The sequence below is a fragment of the Olivibacter jilunii genome, from assembly GCF_900607235.1.
In the GTDB taxonomy this organism is placed as follows: Bacteria; Bacteroidota; Bacteroidia; order Sphingobacteriales; family Sphingobacteriaceae; genus Olivibacter; species Olivibacter oleidegradans.
The window spans coordinates 25965-43972 of the sequence record NZ_LR027852.1; the positions used below are offsets into that span (position 1 = coordinate 25965).

An 18008-nucleotide genomic window follows, 5' to 3' on the forward strand; every position below is an offset into this window, starting at 1 on the left:
GAATAAGACGAAGGTGCTTAAACAAAATAGGAATGAAACGAATTGAACTGAAAGGAATTACTTGGAATCACAGCAGAGGGATTACACCTATGCATGCCACGGCGCAACGATTTAGCGAAATGCACGCCGGGATTGAGATAAAATGGGAAAAGCGCTCATTACAGGCCTTTGCCGATTTTTCAGTTCAGGAGTTGGCAGAGCGCTATGACTTATTGGTCATCGATCATCCATGGGCAGGTTTTGCGGCGCGTACTAAAAGCATTTTACCTTTAGACGACTATTTGTCATCCCATTTTTTAAAAGATCTCGAAGAAAATAGTGTAGGCCATTCTCATAAAAGTTATCAGTTTGATGGTCATCAATGGGCGCTGGCCATTGATGCAGCAACACCAGTTGCATCGAGTAGGCCTGACCTACTAAGAAAACATGGGTTAACACTTCCTGCGACCTACGAAGAGCTACTGGAAATTGCTGATCGTGGATTCGTCGGTTTCGCACTCATACCGATCGATACACTGATGAGCTTCTATATGTTTTGCTGCTCATTGGGTGAGGACCCCTGTCAGACAGACGAACACGTCGTCAGTGAGGTTATTGGCGTTCGAGCTTTACAGCTTTTTAAGCGACTTGCCGACAAAGTGCATAAGCGCTTTCACCATTTAAACCCGATTCAGGTATATGAGTATATGGCCAATACCGATGACATTGCCTATTGCCCTTTTGCGTATGGGTATTCGAATTATGCGCGTCATGGCTACGCCCCTCGCGTACTGGACTTTCATGATCTGGTAAGTCTCGATGGAAAGGAAAACATGCGGAGCACCTTAGGAGGCACAGGTTTAGCGGTTTCGGCTAAATGTCAATACTTGCAGGAAGCGATGGATTATGTACGCTATGTGGCTTCTCCGGCTTGTCAACTTGGGCTGTATTTCGATAATGGCGGTCAACCCGGGCATCTGAAAGCTTGGCAGTCGGTACACACCAATAAAATGAGCGGAAATTACTTTTATAATACGCTGCCGGCATTGCAGCGTGCTTTTCTTCGTCCACGTTACCACGGCCATATGTTTTTTCAGGATCATGCAGGAGATGTGGTGCGCAATTTTATTATCGATGGCGGAAACGAACAAGCCGTATTGCAAAAATTAAATGAACTCTATCAAGAGTCTAAAGCATTAGTATGAAGCCATTAGAAGGAATATTGGTGTTAGAGTTTGCCCAATTTATGGCCGGTCCAACGGCGGGTCTCAAACTAGCAGATTTGGGTGCCCGTGTTATTAAAATAGAGCGGCCGGGTAAGGGTGAGGGTGGAAGACAAATTGCTATTAAAAATTTGTTTGTTGACGGTGATAGCTTGGTTTTTCACACCATAAATCGAAATAAAGAATCCTATGCTGCCGACTTGAAAGACCCGAAAGACCTCAAAAAGGTTAAACAGCTTATTGCCAAAGCCGACGTAATGACGCACAATTTCCGACCAGGTGTCATGGAGAAAATAGGACTAACGTATGATGCGGCCTGTAAGATTAATCCACAAATTATATATGGTGTGGTAACAGGCTATGGAAAGAAAGGCCCTTGGGCCAATAAACCTGGTCAAGACTTACTAATACAAGCCATGTCGGGGCTTAGCTGGCTTTCGGGTACTAAAAGCGATGGACCCGTACCATTTGGATTAGCAGTGGCGGATATGGCCTGCGGTGCGCACCTGACCCAAGGTATTTTGGCCGCCTTATTAAAGCGTAATAAGACAAGAAAAAGCGCCTTGGTTGAAGTCAGCTTATTGGAATCTACTCTTGATCTACAGTTTGAGTTGCTTACCACCTTTTTAAATGATGGCGGAAAGTTGCCGAAACGTAGCGCTATGCGGGGAAGCGGACATGCTTATTTAAGTGCTCCCTACGGTGTTTATCAAACAAGTGATGGTTACCTGACCTTGGCAATGGGCGACTTAATGAAAATAGGAACCAGCATGGGTTGCGACTTAACAGCTTATCAAGACCGATCTTCTTGGTTCGAAAAAAGAGATGCTATTATTAGCAAGCTAGGAAAACATTTTCGCCATAATAGTACAGAATATTGGCGAGTTCGACTTGAAAAAGACGGCATTTGGTGTTCTTCGGTTCTCAATTATCGTCAAGCATTAGATCACGAAGCCTTCCGTGTTTTGGAGATGACACAAGAAGTGATATTGGCTGACGGAAAAAAGCTGACTACAACCCGAAATCCCATACGTATCAATGGAGAGAAGTTATATGCCACTAAGGCAGCGCCGAAAGTAGGTGAGGACACCGACGATATTGTCAATGAGTTCAATATAGTATAAGATGAAGCCACTGGAAGGATATTTAGTTGTTGATTTTAGCCAATTTTTGTCTGGCCCCTCGGCTAGCCTTCGCCTAGCGGATTTGGGTGCACGTGTTATTAAAGTGGAGAAACCGATAACAGGCGATATTTGCAGAAGCCTGTATACGACGGACCTGATTATGAATGGCGAGTCTTCCGTTTTTCATGCCATTAACCGTAACAAGGAAAGTCTATCAGCTGATTTGAAGAATCCGGATGACATTGTTCTAATAAAGAAGTTGTTAAAGCAGGCCGATGTGATGATCCATAACTTTCGTCCAGGTGTTATGGAACGACTAGGGCTTGATTTCAACGAGATTATAAAGGTCAATCCGCGTATTGTGTATGGGGAGATATCAGGATACGGAAATGAGGGCCCGTGGAAGGACCGACCGGGGCAGGATTTGCTATTGCAATCGCTTACCGGATTAACCTGGCTCAGTGGAAACGCGGGTGACGGCCCAGTGCCTATGGGCTTGTCTATAGTCGATATGTTGGCGGGAGCAAATCTTGTGCAGGGAATACTTGCCTGTTTAATTCAACAATCCCGCACGGAACAGGCGGCGCTGGTGCAGGTAAGCATGATGGAAACAGCCTATGATTTTCAATTTGAAGCCATTACGACTTTTTATAGAGACGGAGGTGCTTTGCCTCAACGAACAAAAGTGAATAATGCACATGCCTATCTGGGTGCTCCTTATGGAATTTATCAAAGCTCTGACGGCTATATCGCCTTAGCAATGGGTTCCATTCCGGTTTTGGGCAAATTGTTAAAATGCCCTGATCTCGAAAACTACCCATTGGTGTCTGATGCGTTTGATAAGCGCGATGAGATAAAACAGATTATCGCTGTGCATTTAAAAGGAGGAAGCACCCAACAATGGTTAGACCTTTTGGAACCAGCGGACATATGGTGTGCAGAGGTATTAACTTGGGATCGGCTGGTGACTCATGAAGGCTTCCAAACGTTGGAGATGATACAGGAGGTAAGAATGCAAGATGGTTATACCTACCGAACCACGCGATGCCCGATCCGAATTGATGGTGAATACCTGATTTCTCCGATTGGATCGCCGATGTTAGGACAGGATAATGAGTCGATTTGGAAGGAATTCGGAGGGGAGGTGACTCGTGAGTCATAAACCTCTACGTATAGCGGTGAGAAAGTTCGAACCCTTTGAACGGTCCATGAAGCAAGCTTGGGAAGCTTATGCGAAGGCGACCGGCTGCTCCTTGGAAGTGGAGTTGGTGGCTATGGACTTACATGAGCTTTATAACGAAACTATTCAGCAACAGGGTTTAAAAAAAGGTGTTTGGGATATCGCTCATATTAATACGGACTGGGTCTGTGAAGCTTATACAGATAATGCGCTTTGCGATCTGGCGCCTTGGCTTCAAGCGAACCCACCGGAAGATTATCCTAATGGATGGAGCACATCACTCCTCAGCATGCAGCGTTTCGATGAGCAAGTGGTCGGTTTACCTTTTCATGATGGGCCCGAATGCCTGATTTACAGAAAGGATCTATTCGAACAAGAAGAAAATAAATCAGCCTTTTACAAACAATATAAAAGAGAGCTGAAAGTCCCCCAAACGTGGGATGAATATGTGGAAGTGGCACAGTTCTTCCATCGGCCAATGGATAAATTGTACGGAAGTGTGATGGCGCTCTATCCTGATGGGCATAATGCTGTATTTGATTTTTGTCTGCAATTATGGAGTAGAGGGGGGAACTTAGTGGATGCGCTTGGAAAAATCCGATTAAATACAACAGAAGCGGAGAAAGCCTTGCAGTTTTATAAAGCCCTTGTATCGCAGTCGGACTGTATTCACCCCAACTCCTTTCAATATGAGTCGGTACAGGCAGGTGCTGCCTTTGCACGTGGGGAAGCGGCAATGATGGTGAATTGGTTTGGTTTTGCTTCGGTTTGCGAGGTAACAAAAGAAGGGGCATTAAGAGGGAAAATTGACATTGCATCGGTACCGGCAGGAAATAACGGCCAGGGAACGTCTCTGAATGTTTATTGGCTCTATACCATTGGCTCCGGTAGTAAGTATGCTTCTATCGCCTATGATTTTATACGTTTTGCCATTAGTAGGCAGATGGACAAACAGCTTACCTTAAACGGAGGGATTGGATGCCGTGTGTCTACCTGGAAGGATCCCTTTGTGAATCAAATGATCCCTTACTATTATAAACTTGAGCTCTTGCATGAGCAATCGCAGACCTTGCCTCGGAAAAAGAATTGGGCAGCTATAGCTAATAGGATCGATCAGTTAATACAAGAAGTTCTTAATGGAGATGAGGTGATTGCCTCTTTATTGGAACAGGCACAAGAGGATATCAATATATTGGATCATGAATAAAGAAATACACATACCTTATCAAGCTGTTTTGCCGAAGCGTCCGTTGCCTATTATTGTAATAGGGGCGGGTGGAATTGTAGGAGACGCGCATTTACCAGCCTATAAGAAAGCCGGATTTGACGTTATCGGTATTACGAATCGCACCAAAGAAAAAGCAACACGATTGGCCAGACAGTTCGCCATACCACATGTATATCACTCTGTGGAAGCAGCTGTAGCTCAGGCTACGCCCAATGCGGTTTATGATATTACCATTATGCCCGATCAGTTTGTAGAGACCTTGAAGAAGCTGCCGGACGAAAGTGCGGTGCTTATTCAAAAGCCTATGGGAGACTATTTTCAGCAAAGCAAAGAGATTTTAGCGGTCTGTAGGGATAAAGGACTAGCCGCAGCCATTAACTGTCAGTTGCGCGTAGCACCTTATATTAATGCTGCTCGCTATCTAATTGAAGAAGGGTTTATCGGTGAGCTATACGACATGGAAGTTAAGGTCACCGTACAAACACCTTGGGAGCTTTTTCCGTTAGTAAAGGTACATCCACGCTTGGAAATACAATATCACAGTATTCATTATATCGACCTAATTCGTTCCTTCCTTGGCGAACCGATAAGCGTATTCGCGAAGACCTTAAAGCACCCGGCGAAACAATTGTCTTCGTCCCGCTCTGCGATCATACTAGACTATGGGGACACCTTGCGGGCGATTATTAATACCAATCACGACCATGATTTTGGTCCGCAACACCAAGAAAGTTATATCAAATGGGAAGGAACAAAAGGGGCAATAAAAGTTAAGATGGGCTTGTTAATGAATTACCCACACGGTGTTCCTGACGCCTTTGAATATTGTATACACGTAAAAGGAGAGGAGCCGCAGTGGCAGTCTCTGGCAATCGAAGGGTCTTGGTTTCCTGATGCCTTTATTGGAAGTATGGCCGCCCTTATGCGCTATAAAAATGGTGAGAGCGATGGGTTGAGCGCTCATGTAGAAGATGTTATCAAAACGATGGCTGTTGTCGAAGCGGCTTATCAGAGTAGTGATCAAGGAGGAATACCGATACAAACCGAATTTTAACATAAACCGGTCATTATGTACTTTAAATCAATTTTTTTTGAAGACTATCAGTTGGAAGATAAACGTGTTACATTGGGAAGGACGCTGACGGAGACAGACTTCGTTGTTCATGCGGGGCATACCGGAGACTTTTTTCCGCATCATTTAGATGCAGAGTGGTGTAAAACGCAACCATTCGGTCAACGTATAGCACATGGAACGATGGTGTTTAGCATTGGTATTGGATTAACAGCCTCCGAGATAAATCCAGAAGCTTTCTCGAAAGGTTATGATCGTCTACGTTTTATCAAGCCTGTTTTTATTGGTGATACCATTCACGCGGAAGTGACGATAAGCAATAAAAGTGAGGCAAAAAATCCAGCCTATGGTACCGTAACGGAGCATGTAGAGATCATCAATCAACGTGGAGAGGTTGTGCTGGTTGCCGATCATATTCTATTGGCTAAAAAGAAACCTTAAAACCCCATTGACCAATGGAGATTTTAGTAAATGAGTCCTTAGCTCAATCAAAAACGGGACAATCAACGAAAAAATATTTACTGCCTTTTATATTGGTAACAGGCCTGTTTTTCCTTTGGGGAATGGCCCATAATCTGGATTCTATCCTGATTCCTCATTTGAAAAAAGCATGTAATTTGACCAATAGTCAATCGGCACTTGTCGACACATCCGTGTTTCTCGCGTATTTTATCATGGCCATTCCTTCCGGGTTTTTATTGAAGCGTTTCGGATATAAACACTGCATTATCATTGGTTTACTAGTTTTTGCCAGTGGGGCCTATCTATTCGTGCCGGCAGCAAACAATTTGAGCTATGAGATTTTTTTATTGGCACTTTTTATCATCGGTTGTGGTTTAGCTATCTTGGAAACCACGGCCAATCCTTATGCTGCCGTTTTGGGGAGTCCTGCTACAGCAGGACGTCGATTAAATTTAGCGGCCTCCTTTAACGGTTTGGCTGCTATGGTAGCGCCCATAGTAGGAGCCAACTTTATATTGTCTGGAAAAGAATATAGTAAAGACGCCTTGGCAGCTATGCAGGAGACCGAACGTTTGCATTATTTTATGGACGAAGCATCCTCGGTGAAACTACCCTATGTTATCTTAGGCACTGTACTTTTGCTAGTAGCAATTGCATTCCTTTTTGTCAAACTTCCGGAAGTTGGTCAACAACCGGAACATGTTGAAAAGAGCAACTTTTTTTCAGTGTGGAAATATCGGAATCTTAGTCTCGGTGTGGTAGCTCAATTCTTTTATGTAGGGGCGCAAGTTTGTATCACGAGCTTTTTTATTCGCATGGCTCAGCAGGGTGCGAATGTAGACGAAAAGACAGCTGGTTATTACTTAGGTATCTATGGGTTCTTATTTATGCTGGGTCGATTTGTAGGAACTTTTTTATTACGCTTTCTTTCGTCGCGCAAACTGCTGATTCTTTTCACTGCGTTTGCCCTTCTTCTCTGTTTGGTGGCTATTTTAGGTGAAGGGATGTCGGTAGTATATGCATTGGGATCAATCGGGTTTTTTATGTCCATCATGTTTCCCACCATTTTTGCGCTGGGCATTGAAGGTTTAGGAGACCAAACAAAGACTGCCTCGTCCTGGCTTATTATGTCCATTGTAGGAGGCGCTATTTTGCCGTACGGTATGGGTAGCTTAATAGATTATGCCGGTGATAGTATACAGATCGGTTATATCGTGCCTTTAGTCTGTTTTGTAGTGGTGCTGGCTTATGGATGGAGAGGACGATCTGTTCGTTATTAGTTGTTAGTTATTGGTTACTAGTTGTCGGTTATTCATTATTGGAGACGGATGGCAGCTAATTAGAAATAGGAATTATCAGAAATGAATATACAAGGTAAAGGAGCAAATATAAGGTATTTGCTTGTGTGTATGATGTTCATGCTCCCGTTTACATTGTTTGCGCAGCAAAAAAAACTTCCGATAAATGTGGTGCATACTACATCTGCCGATTCTTCGGAGGCGAAGCCTTGGGTCTTTTGGTATTGGATGCATTCTGCTTATTCCAAAGAAGGGATTACAGCTGATTTGGAAGCGATGAAAGAAATTGGGATTTCGGGCGCTTATTTAGCACCTATTAAGGGTAAAACGGATCCTCCTTTGTACGAACCGGTAATAGAAACGATGACACCCGCTTGGTGGGATTTAATACGCTTTACGTTGGAAGAAGCTGATCGTGTTGGAATAAAGCTTGCATTATTGCCGGGAGACGGTTTCGCGACCGCCGGTGGAAGTTGGATAAGTCCGGAGCTGTCGATGCAGAAAGTGGTATGGGCGGATACCGTTATTGCTGGCGGGAAAGATGTGCGACTGGCATTGCCCCAACCGGAAGCCTACCAAGGTTATTACCGTGATATAGCGACTTTTGCTCTGCCAGTAAAGGATTATCAACGTGAAGATAATCAGCCCACCGTAAGCACCAGTACGCGCACTGAAGCTCAATTTTTAACAATTAAGGGGAATAAGAAAAATTTTAGCAGTAAAGAACCCTGTTGGATTCAGTATACGTATAAGCAACCTTACACTTGTCGCGCTATCCAAATAGAAGTTGAAGGTTTTAACTATCAATCAGGCAGACTTATCATTCAAACAAGTAACGATGGTGTTCATTTTCAGGAAGTAAGCCGGCTCAAACCGCCGCGAGCGGGCTGGCTTGATTGGGATGTTGGACTGACGCATGCGATAGAACCGATTACGGCGCGATACTTTCGTTTTGTGTATGACCCTGAAGGCAGCGAACCGGGGGGAGAAGACCTGGACGCAGCAAAATGGAAGCCTAGCTTAAAGTTGTCGGGTATCCATTTATTGTCGACATCGCGTATCCATCAATACGAAGGTAAATCAGGCGTAGCTTGGCGAATCAGTGAGCCAAGCACTTCTTTGCAAATTGCAGACACCGATTGCATCAAGAAAGACCAGCTGATTAATATCTCTTCTTCTGTACAGGCGGACGGCACATTGACTTGGAAGGCACCTTCGGGAGTATGGAAGATTTTGCGTATGGGGCATACATCAACGGGGCATATGAACGAAACTGCCGGAAACGGTAAAGGCTTGGAATGCGATAAGATGAACCCGAAAGCCGTTGAAATACAGTTGCAAGGCTGGTTACAAAAGGCAATTGATGTGGCGGGTGATAGCTTAGCCCGTCAAGTCTTAAAAATTTTTCATGTTGATAGCTGGGAATGCGGTAGCCAAAACTGGTCGCCCGTTTTTCGTAATGAATTTAAAAGAAGAAGGGGGTATGATCCAGTCGATTATTTACCGGCGATGGCCGGATATCCGATAGCGAGTGCCGATTTTTCAGAACGGTATCTGTATGACATTCGCCAAACGATTGCCGAAGTAGTAAATACCAATTTCTTTGAACCCATAAAAGCCTTTACACATAAGCACGGAGCTGTTTTCAGCGCAGAAACGACAGCGCCAGTAATGTTAACCGATGGTATGGCTCATTTTAAGACGGTGGACATACCCATGGGAGAATTTTGGTTAAGGAGTCCGTCGCACGACAAGTTCAACGATGTGCTCGATGCAGTATCCGGCGCTCATATCTATGGTAAACCCCTTGTGCAGGCCGAGGCTTTTACCCAAATACGGATGGAGTGGGATGAGCATCCCGGAAATCTCAAAACATTGCAAGATCGAAATTACGCCCTTGGCGTAAATCGGTTGGTCTATCATATTTACGTACATAATCCATGGCTGAATAGAAAACCTGGAATGACTCTTAGTAGTATTGGTCTGTATTTTCAGCGTGATCAAACTTGGTGGAAGCAAGGAAAAGCATGGGTTGACTATGCTACGCGTGTACAACAGCTGCTGCAGGCAGGGACGCCGGTTACCGATTTGGCTGTTTTTACCGGTGAAGAGCTCCCAAGAAGAGCCATTCTTCCTGATCGCATGGTCTCAACCCTACCGGGTATCTTTGGTGAAAAGCGTGTATTGACGGAGCGAGCCCGGTTAGCTAATAAAGGCTTACCCATACAAAAAATCGCTGGGGTAAGTACAAGTGCGAATATGGTGCAACCTGAAGATTGGATAAATGCATTGCGTGGTTATGCTTATGATTCGCTTAATCCTGACATATTGTTGCAAGCAAAAGTGGAGGACGGACGCATCGTACTTCCTACCGGCGCAGCTTACGGAATATTAGTACTACCGGGTAGGCATGCTTTGCAGCCGAATGATCAAGCCATGAGCTTGGAAGTAGCGCGTAAACTGAAACAGCTTATCACTGAAGGTGCCAAAGTTGTACTAAGTAATAAACCACTGCGTACGCTGGGATTATCGGGTTTCCCGATGGCGGATACTGAATTGAATCGAATAACAGCACTTATCTGGGACGGCTCTTTCGAGCAAATGGAAGAAGGCGATAAATCTGTGCTCTTTAAAAAGCTCGGGAAGGGTATGATTATCAAGGCACCTTATTTGCTCTCTTCATTCAATCAATTCGGAGTGCAACCTGATGTTCATTTTAGTGAATTAGATGGCTCAGAAGCTACCGGCTTGGGCTTTAACCATCGGCGAACCGATGAAAAAGATATTTACTTTTTGACCAATCAACGAGAGCAAGATCGGAAACTGCTCGTGTCATTCCGGGTAGCGGGTAAAGTTCCGTACCTATATGATCCGGTAAGTAATATCGGGAAGCCCTTGGGCGAATGGCGTATCATAGGGGATCGCACGGAAATCCCGCTTCAATTTGCTCATAATGCTTCTTTATTTGTCCTTTTTAAGGAAGAAACCAACTTAAAAGAAGCTAAATCAGCAAGAAACTGGCCGCAGTTAAGCGAGACAAAGAAATTAATGGCCGCCTGGCATGTCGAATTCAATCCTGATTATGGCGGACCAAAAAAAGCAATTACATTAAAAGAGCTAAAAAGCTGGAGCGAGTTTGAAGATACATCGATACGGAATTATTCGGGTACGGCCCATTATCGGACGACTTTTCAATGGAAAGGAAACGCCCAGCACTCACCGGTTTGGTTACAGTTAGAAGAAGTGGCGAATATCGCTACCATTAAAGTAAACGGCGTAGATTGTGGGACACTTTGGACAGCGCCATACCGTGTTGATATTGGTAAAACGTTACGGAAAGGAGAGAACCAATTGGAGATAGCTGTAACGAATACCTGGGCGAATCGACTGATCGGTGATCAGGCATTGCCAATGGAGAAACGCATTACGCAAACAACGGCACCCTTCCGTTTAGAAGGGCAGCCTTTGTTGAAGGCTGGCCTTATTGGGACGGTGCGTTTGATGGAAGAAGAAGTTAATTAGCCAATTCATTAATTAGCTAATGTGATAATGGAAATAATGAACGATGAGTTATAAGTGAATGAGATAATGAATGAGAAGCAGTATCTTACAACGAGAGCCTAGCAGCCTACCGTAGGTAAGCTAAGGGATTTCGCTTTTAACATACAGATGAAGGTATTTATATTAAAAGACTGTTTTTTTTATTCAACTTTTCTTGATAAAAGTTGAGCAAACCGAAGAACGTAGTGATGAGTTCATGAACACCATTAAAAATAAACAAGAGTGAATAAATCAAGGCTTGTGTAGGCTACCTTGCACCTGATTGCAAAGCATCATTAGCGCGTATTGGAGCCGTTTCACTTCCTCAATCCGCTTGGATACCGTAATATGAGCAGACATGCAAATGCTTTGCTGCTCGTTGCGTCGGTATCCTCCAAGGCCGTTTATCCGATACTCGGGGGCCATATGGCTGTCCGCAAAAGCTTTCCGTTCAGCTGAAATATCGCCTAGGAAGTTTGCGGCTTGCAGGTTGAAGCACTACCATCGTAGCAAAGTTCCAAGCGATGAGTCTTTGGTTACTTTCTGCGGAAGAAAGTAACACAAATTAAAAAACCTGATTAGGAAAAACGTTCCTTTTTTTAAAAGCGAAACCGACCAACGGGAGTTCATCGAGGTAATCCCGGTAGATAAGATGAAGATCTGCCTTTGATCAATTATTATGTATGATGATATATAAAAATGCTATAAAAAGTCTTATTTGGTTAGGAGTATGTGCTACTCTTAATTTAAAAGCGCAGGAAGCCGCCTTGGTAAACACCTCTGCCAGCCCCTATGCGAAATTAAAACCTGTGGGAATGGACCAGGTACATTGGACGGAAGGTTTTTGGGCAAACCGATTCGAGGTGTGCAAAGAACGTATGGTTCCGCAACTATGGAGTGTTTATAACGATGAACATATCAGCCACGCCTATAAGAATTTTGAAATAGCTGCAGGTTTGGACACGGGGAGTCATAGTGGGCCATCTTTTCATGACGGTGATTATTATAAGATGTTGGAAGCCGTTGCGAGTCTATATGCTGTTACGAAAGATCCGGCACTGGACAAGAAAATGGACGAAGTTATCAAGACCATTGCTCTATCGCAACGGGAAGACGGTTACATTTATACATTGTCGATGATTCAGCAACGCAAAACTGGTGTAAAAAATCAATTTGAAGATCGCTTAAGTTTTGAAGCCTATAACATTGGGCATTTAATGACGGCCGCCTGCGTACATTATCGAGCTACCGGAAAACGTAATCTATTGGATGTTGCGATTAAGGCCACTGATTATCTCTATCGGTTTTACAAATCGGCTTCACCAACCTTAGCGCGAAATGCCATTTGTCCTTCTCATTATATGGGGGTAGTTGAGATGTATCGTACTTTAGGCGATAAACGATACCTGGAGCTGGCAAAACACCTAATTGATATAAAAGGCCAGATTGAGGACGGAACCGACGATAATCAGGATCGAATTCCCTTTCGGGAACAGCAAAAGGTAATGGGACACGCGGTGCGGGCAAATTACCTCTATGCCGGTGTTGCGGACGTCTATGCAGAGACAGGTGATACCAGTCTTTTTAATCAACTCCATAAAATGTGGACAGACGTCACCTCTCATAAAATGTATATAACCGGTGGTTGTGGTTCGCTATATGATGGAGTTTCGCCGGATGGCACTTCTTATGATCCCAAAGAGGTCCAGAAGATCCATCAAGCTTATGGACGAGACTACCAATTACCTAACTTCACCGCTCATAATGAAACCTGTGCCAATATCGGAAATATGCTATGGAATTGGCGGATGCTACTACTAACAGGTAACGCAAAGTTTGCTGACGTTTTAGAGTTGGCACTTTATAATAGCGTTCTATCGGGTATTAGCTTAGATGGAGAACGGTTTTTATATACAAATCCACTGGCTTACTCGGATAAATTACCCTTTAAACAGCGATGGTCGAAAGATAGAGTGCCATATATCGCATTGTCCAACTGTTGTCCGCCAAATGTAGTAAGGACCCTTGCAGAGGTACATAATTATTTTTATAGCGTTTCGGATGAGGGCATATGGATTAATCTATACGGTGGAAGTGAGTTAAAGACGTCATTGCCGAATGGGGGTACGGTTAAATTAAAACAGGAAACGGCTTATCCTTGGGATGGAGTGATCAAAGTTGTGGTAGAAGAAGCTGTTAAAGATGACTTTTCTTTGTTTTTGCGTATTCCCGGATGGGCGGACCAAGCCATGATTCAGGTAAACGGGCAGGACGTGAACAAAGTTTTGAAACCAGGCTCCTATACCATGATACGGAGAAAGTGGAAAAAAGGGGATGTTGTATTCTTGAAGATGCCCATGGAAGCTCATTTGATGCAAGCTAACCCATTGGTAGAGGAAAGCAGAAACCAAGTAGCCGTGAAACGTGGCCCTATTGTGTATTGTTTGGAATCTTCGGACTTGCCCCGAGGCAAGAGCATATTCGATGTAGCAATTCCTGCTGATATGACCTTTCAGACAGAAAACCAGTTGATTGACAACTGCCCTGTTACCTCTTTAACGGGGGAAGCAAAGGTAATCGACCAACAGCAGAATTGGGACGGTGTTCTTTACAGAAAAATAGACAAGGGCATTAAGAAAACGATACCGCTCCGATTCGTGCCTTATTTTACCTGGGGTAATAGAGGACATACAGACATGACGGTTTGGATGCCTGTTAGTTATTAGTTGTTGGTTATTAGTTATTAGTTGTTGGTTATTAGTTATTGGTTGTTAGTTATTAGGAGTGATAGTAAGACGAAATCAACATCGCACCCTATGGGTCGACTTGGCAGCTGATCGCTGATAACTGAACATAAATCTTATGTCCTTTATCTTAAGTCTTATGTCTTGATAAAAATAATTTAGTAAAATGAGAAGAGCACTTTTTATACTTTCTTTCCTCTTCATTTATGGCAGTGCTTTTGCCGAAATTAGGTTGGGAGCCATTTTTACGGATGGCATGGTACTTCAACGGCAGTCGGCCGTACCTATTTGGGGATGGGCGTCTCCTGGTACAAACGTAACGATCGAGAGTTCATGGAACCATCAAAAATATAATGTAAAGGCCAACGAGAAAGGTAAATGGCTTGTTAAGGTGCAAACACCGGACGCTGGAGGGCCCTATTCACTGGCTTTAAATGACGGTACGCCGTATACAATAAAAGACATACTAATTGGTGAAGTATGGCTATGTTCCGGTCAGTCAAATATGGAAATGCTATTAAAAGGCTTTAGAGGACAACCCATTATCGGGTCAAATGACGCAATTCTTCATTCGGCAAATAACCACCTTCGTTTATATACCGTGCCTCGATCCTCTCAGTTACAGCCTCAGGACGATAGCAAACCGTCGGTTTGGAAGGAGGCGAATCCTGAAAATGTAGCTAACTTCAGTGCTACCGCCTATTACTTCGGGCGCTTACTGCAAGAGATTCTGCAAGTGCCTGTTGGACTGATTCACAGCAGCTACGGCGGATCAACCATTGAAGCTTGGATGGATCGTGAACTGTTGCAGGATTTTAAGGAGGTTTCCTTACCAAAAGACAGTATTCCGGTAAAGAATCGGACCCCAACAACCCTTTTTAACGGGATGATTCACCCAATTGTTGGTTATACAATTAAGGGATGTATTTGGTATCAAGGTGAATCAAATTATGAAAACCCTGATCTATATGAACAGCTTTTTCCGGCCATGGTGAAGAGGTGGAGAGCTTTGTGGAATCAAGGGAATTTCCCTTTTTATTATGCGCAAATCGCACCGTATAATTATGCACAGCTGCCACCTTATCATACAGGTGGTAAATATAATTCGGCCTTTTTGCGGGATGCGCAAAGAAAATCACTGGAGAAAATACCTAATAGCGAAATGATTTCTTTAATGGATGTAGGCGAAGAAAATTGTATCCACCCTGCTAACAAAAAAGTAGGCGGAGAACGCTTTGCTTTAATTGCCTTGTCAAATGTATACGGCAAAAAAGGTTTTGCCTGGGCTTCCCCTAGCTATGAATCAATGGAGGTGCAAGGAGGACAGGCGATTGTACATTTTAAGCATGCTACCCTTGGTCTAAGCGCTTTTGGCGGTGAATTACATAATTTTGAAATAGCAGGCGAAGACAAAGTTTTTTACCCGGCGCAGGGATTGATTAAAGGCAATACCGTTATCCTAAGCTCGCCTTCCGTAGTGAAGCCGCTGGCAGTCCGTTACGCCTTTAAAGATTTTGCAAGAGGCGAACTATTTAGTACTGCCGGCTTGCCCGTTGCGTCCTTTAGAACGGATAATTGGTAAAATGGTTAAGTTGTTAAGTAGGGAAGTGGTTGAGAAGGTTATACGGAGATATTAGTCAATGTGATGATGTGATAATGGAAAGCCCTATAGCGATAGGAGCGAGCTGAAGGTGTATAGCCGATAGCTAAAAAAAATTGAAAAAATAATGCAAAGATATTTTATCCTATTCTTTTTTTTTCTTTGGAAGTTTTCCGTTGGTCAAGAGGTAGATCTAAGTTCATATAATATTATATGGAACAGCCAAAGTAACAATTCGAGCGAATCCATGCCTTGTGGGGGAGGGGATGTGGGACTGAATGTATGGACAGAGAAGGGCGACGTGCTATTTTATATTGCGCGCAGCGGAACCTTTGACGAAAACAATACGTTATTGAAATTAGGGCGCGTTAGATTGCGCTTATCTCCTAATCCATTTTATGGTGGCACCTTTAAACAGGAATTGAAGCTTCGGGAGGGGACCATATATATTGAAGCGAAGAACGAAGAGATTTCAGCAAAGATCAACTTGTGGGTGGACGTGTTTGCACCTATCGTTCATGTAGACATTGCGGCTGATAAACCTCTGCAAGTAACAGCTACTTACGAAAATTGGCGGTACCAAGATCGGGTCACAAAAGGTAAGGAAAACAATGCAAATTCCTATAAATGGGCGCCGCCTGGTGATGTTATTGCAAAAAAAGATATCGTAGGTTACGAAGGTAGTAGCGGAGTTTTATTTTATCATCGAAATAAGGAAAATACCGTTTTTGATGTAACTGTGAAACAACAAGGTCTGGATAGTGTTAAAAAGAAGTTATTCGATCCCTTGTCTGACCTGACCTTTGGTGGATTCCTGATCGGTGAAGGTATGCAACAAGCTGGTGAAACTTCAGGCAAATACCAAGATACAGATTATAAGGGGTGGCGTCTAACGACCGAAAAACCAACAAAAAAACAATCAATCAAAATTTACCTTCATACAAAACAAGAAAAATCGGTAGATACTTGGAAGAAGGAATTGTTGCTCTTAGCTAAAACGAAGAAGGATAAGGGGGCTACTGTTCATAACAAGGAATGGTGGGCGAATTTCTGGGATCGAAGTTATATCTGCATCAAGCCCGGGAGTAAAGACACCAGCGATATTGATTGGCAAATGGCCCGGAATTATCAGCTATTTAGGTATATGCTGGCTTGTAACGCTTACGGAGCATATCCGACAAAATTTAATGGCGGACTTTTTACCTATGATCCGTCGAGGATAGATACGGCAATGACCTATACCCCTGATTTCAGGAATTGGGGTGGAGGCACTCATACGGCTCAAAATCAACGTTTGGTATACTGGCCCATGCTAAAGAGCGGAGATGTCGATTTGATGAAGCCCGCATTTGACTTTTACCGTAGGATATTAAGCAATGCTGAGTTGAGAACGCAAACCTATTGGGGCCACAAGGGCGCCAGCTTTACCGAGCAAATCGAAAACTTTGGCCTGCCGAATCCGGCCGAATATGGGTGGAAGCGGCCAGTGGATTTTGATCGGGGAATGGAGTATAATGCTTGGTTGGAATATCAATGGGATACCGTATTGGAGTTCTGCATGATGATATTGGAAAGCCATCGTTATACCGGCGCTAATATTCGTCCATATATGCCTTTAATAGAAAGCTGTTTACAGTTTTTTGATGAACATTATCAATACCTAGCGAAGAAGAGAGGACGGAAGGCTCTGGATGGAGATGGACAGCTTGTGCTTTATCCCGGATCGGCTGCTGAAACCTATAAAATGGCTTACAATGCAAATTCCACCATAGCAGCTTTGAAAACCGTTACGGAGGGACTGTTGACGCTTCCTGATACATTATTGCCTTCTTCAAGAAAGGCCGAATGGAAAAAGATGCTATCCCGTATTCCTCCCTTAAGCTATAGAACGATAGATAATCGTATCTTACTGGCGCCGGCAAAACTGTGGGAACGGGTAAATAATGTCGAATCACCTCAATTATACCCTGTTTTTCCCTGGGGACTCTATGGGGTTGGGAAGCCGGGCTTAGATACGGCCCGTAATACCTATCAATTCGATCGGGATGCGTTGAAATTTAGAAGTCATATTGGCTGGAAGCAGGATAACATATTCGCTGCCCGTTTAGGGTTAACAGATGAAGCTTTACGGTTAAATCGATTAAAATTAAGCAATGCACCTCGTCGATTTCCTGCGTTCTGGGGGCCGGGTTTTGATTGGGTGCCGGACCATAATTGGGGCGGCTCGGGTATGATCGGTTTGCAGGAAATGTTGTTGCAAACCGTAGGAGATAAAATCTATGTGCTTCCGTCGTGGCCGTTGGACTGCGATGTAGCTTTCAAACTGCATGCTCCTAAGCAGACGACCGTTGAGGTGGAGGTGAAGAATGGGAAAGTTAAAAAGCTAATCGTTAAGCCGGCAAGCCGAAGAAATGATGTTATTTTACCCGAATCTACTAATATCTTGGAATCCTCAAACAATATCAATGAAGTTACGGTGTTTTTTCTGCTCCAGGAAAGTATATTCACAAAAAAAGCCCTACTGTAAGGTAGGGCTCTTCTTTGTTCTTAGGAGGACG

Annotated in this window: 11 protein-coding genes; all 11 read left to right on the forward strand. The window is 43.7% G+C overall.

From position 1 onward, the window contains the following. Nucleotides 1-32 precede the first annotated feature (32 nt). The 11 genes from E0E36_RS16325 (at nt 33) to E0E36_RS16375 (ending at nt 17977) form a co-directional block, all read left to right on the forward strand. The gene (locus tag E0E36_RS16325) at nt 33-1184 is read left to right on the forward strand and encodes an ABC transporter substrate-binding protein (protein ID WP_130856855.1); all 1152 of its coding nucleotides are present in this window, start codon (nt 33-35) and stop codon (nt 1182-1184) included. Further along, nucleotides 1181-2326, forward strand: coding sequence for a CaiB/BaiF CoA transferase family protein (locus E0E36_RS16330; protein WP_130856856.1), 1146 nt, complete (start codon nt 1181-1183; stop codon nt 2324-2326). Before E0E36_RS16325 ends, E0E36_RS16330 begins: the two co-directional genes overlap by 4 nt. Before the next feature lies 1 nt (nt 2327). Next, nucleotides 2328-3488, forward strand: a complete 1161-nt coding sequence (locus tag E0E36_RS16335; protein ID WP_013665616.1) for a CaiB/BaiF CoA transferase family protein — start codon at nt 2328-2330, stop codon at nt 3486-3488. Between the two features lie 16 nt (nt 3489-3504). Beyond that, complete coding sequence (locus E0E36_RS16340) at nt 3505-4713, forward strand: extracellular solute-binding protein (RefSeq protein WP_242627261.1); 1209 nt, start codon at nt 3505-3507, stop codon at nt 4711-4713. Beyond that, nucleotides 4706-5788: a Gfo/Idh/MocA family protein gene (locus E0E36_RS16345; RefSeq protein WP_130856858.1), complete on the forward strand. Its 1083-nt coding sequence runs from the start codon at nt 4706-4708 to the stop codon at nt 5786-5788. Before E0E36_RS16340 ends, E0E36_RS16345 begins: the two co-directional genes overlap by 8 nt. 15 nt (nt 5789-5803) lie before the next feature. After that, entirely contained in the window at nt 5804-6247 is a 444-nt protein-coding gene (locus E0E36_RS16350) for a MaoC/PaaZ C-terminal domain-containing protein (protein WP_013665619.1), read from the forward strand. 14 nt (nt 6248-6261) lie between these two features. Then, nucleotides 6262-7548, forward strand: a complete 1287-nt coding sequence (fucP, locus tag E0E36_RS16355) for an L-fucose:H+ symporter permease (RefSeq protein WP_130856859.1) — start codon at nt 6262-6264, stop codon at nt 7546-7548. A 129-nt stretch (nt 7549-7677) separates the two neighbouring features. Beyond that, nucleotides 7678-11088: a glycosyl hydrolase gene (locus E0E36_RS16360; RefSeq protein WP_242627263.1), complete on the forward strand. Its 3411-nt coding sequence runs from the start codon at nt 7678-7680 to the stop codon at nt 11086-11088. A 701-nt stretch (nt 11089-11789) separates the two neighbouring features. Then, nucleotides 11790-13832: an aceric acid hydrolase gene (locus tag E0E36_RS16365; protein WP_242627265.1), complete on the forward strand. Its 2043-nt coding sequence runs from the start codon at nt 11790-11792 to the stop codon at nt 13830-13832. 184 nt (nt 13833-14016) lie between these two features. Next, on the forward strand, nt 14017-15432 hold the full coding sequence (locus E0E36_RS16370) for a sialate O-acetylesterase (RefSeq protein WP_130856861.1): 1416 nt from the start codon (nt 14017-14019) through the stop codon (nt 15430-15432). A 145-nt stretch (nt 15433-15577) separates the two neighbouring features. Beyond that, nucleotides 15578-17977 (forward strand): DUF5703 domain-containing protein, encoded by a 2400-nt coding sequence (locus E0E36_RS16375; protein ID WP_242627267.1) that lies wholly within the window; start codon nt 15578-15580, stop codon nt 17975-17977. The last annotated feature ends 31 nt before the right edge of the window (nt 17978-18008 follow it).

Coding starts and splice junctions, on each gene's coding strand:
- E0E36_RS16325 (WP_130856855.1), top strand. CDS start 33: ATGAAACGAATTGAACTGAAAGGAATTACTTGGAATCACAGCAGAGGG.
- E0E36_RS16330 (WP_130856856.1), top strand. CDS start 1,181: ATGAAGCCATTAGAAGGAATATTGGTGTTAGAGTTTGCCCAATTTATG.
- E0E36_RS16365 (WP_242627265.1), top strand. CDS start 11,790: ATGATGATATATAAAAATGCTATAAAAAGTCTTATTTGGTTAGGAGTA.
- E0E36_RS16345 (WP_130856858.1), top strand. CDS start 4,706: ATGAATAAAGAAATACACATACCTTATCAAGCTGTTTTGCCGAAGCGT.
- fucP (WP_130856859.1), top strand. CDS start 6,262: ATGGAGATTTTAGTAAATGAGTCCTTAGCTCAATCAAAAACGGGACAA.
- E0E36_RS16360 (WP_242627263.1), top strand. CDS start 7,678: ATGATGTTCATGCTCCCGTTTACATTGTTTGCGCAGCAAAAAAAACTT.
- E0E36_RS16375 (WP_242627267.1), top strand. CDS start 15,578: ATGCAAAGATATTTTATCCTATTCTTTTTTTTTCTTTGGAAGTTTTCC.
- E0E36_RS16370 (WP_130856861.1), top strand. CDS start 14,017: ATGAGAAGAGCACTTTTTATACTTTCTTTCCTCTTCATTTATGGCAGT.
- E0E36_RS16335 (WP_013665616.1), top strand. CDS start 2,328: ATGAAGCCACTGGAAGGATATTTAGTTGTTGATTTTAGCCAATTTTTG.
- E0E36_RS16350 (WP_013665619.1), top strand. CDS start 5,804: ATGTACTTTAAATCAATTTTTTTTGAAGACTATCAGTTGGAAGATAAA.